Origin of the sequence: Cupriavidus basilensis OR16, assembly GCF_000243095.1 — a bacterium.
Lineage (GTDB): Bacteria > Pseudomonadota > Gammaproteobacteria > Burkholderiales > Burkholderiaceae > Cupriavidus > Cupriavidus basilensis_D.
Map to the genome: position 1 here is coordinate 1 of NZ_AHJE01000369.1, position 882 is coordinate 882.

General features: G+C 68.0%; 2 protein-coding genes. Both read right to left on the reverse strand.

Annotation, left to right across the window (positions count from 1 at the left end):
* Positions 1–267 (reverse strand): LysR family transcriptional regulator (locus tag OR16_RS39185; RefSeq protein ID WP_006165092.1); only part of this gene is annotated, 267 nt, incomplete at its 3' end.
* A partial coding sequence (locus OR16_RS39190) for a sulfate/molybdate ABC transporter ATP-binding protein (protein ID WP_006165093.1) occupies positions 264–882 on the reverse strand: 619 nt, incomplete at its 5' end. The genes OR16_RS39185 and OR16_RS39190, both read right to left, overlap by 4 nt.

Consider the following 882-nt stretch of genomic DNA (forward strand, 5'->3'; position numbering starts at 1 on the left):
CCCGGCGAATTCGTCGCCCGCCTGGCGCAGGTTCTCGGCCTCGAGCAGCAGGCGCTCGACGATGCGCACGATTTCACGGCCGGGCTCGGTCAGGCCGGTCAGGCGCTTGCCGTAGCGCTCGAAGATCTCGACGCCGAGTTCTTCCTCCAGCTCGCGGATCTGGCGCGAGACGCCGGGCTGCGAGGTGTAGAGCGCGTTGGCCACCTCGGTCAGGTTGAATTGGCGGCGCACCGCTTCGCGGATGGACCGCAGTTGCTGGAAGTTCATTGTGCGGCTCCTGCCGACGTGCCCCTGGCGCTAGCCGGGGCGGTTGAATGGGGTTGGACGAAGACACGCAACTGGCGCGGCCGCACGGCGAGCAGTTCGCCCTCGCGGAAGCCCTGGTGGCGGAAGCGTTCGAGCGGCAGCGCCACCTCGATGACTTCCTGGGTATCCTCTCGTTCCAGTTCTAGCTGGGCCACGGGGCCCAGGGTGAGCGCGCGGCGCAGCGTCACGGCAATGCCGTCGATGCCGGGCGAATAGCGCTCGAGATCGAGATCGTGCGGGCGGACATAAGCCACGGCATCGCCCGCGGTTTCATGGCCGCTGCCGGTCACCGGCAGGATCGAGTCGCCGGTATGCAGCAAGCCGCCCCGCTCGCCAACCTCAAGCCGCCCGTGGAACAGGTTGACGTTGCCGAGGAAGCCGAACACGAACGGCGTGGCCGGATGGTTGTAGACCGCCTCGGGCGTGCCCGCCTGCTCCACATGGCCGCGGTTCATCAGCACCACCTGGTCGGCCACTTCGAGCGCCTCCTCCTGGTCGTGGGTGACGAACACGCTGGTGACATGGAGCTCATCGTGCAGGCGGCGCAGCCAGCGGCGCAGTTCCTTGCGCACCTTG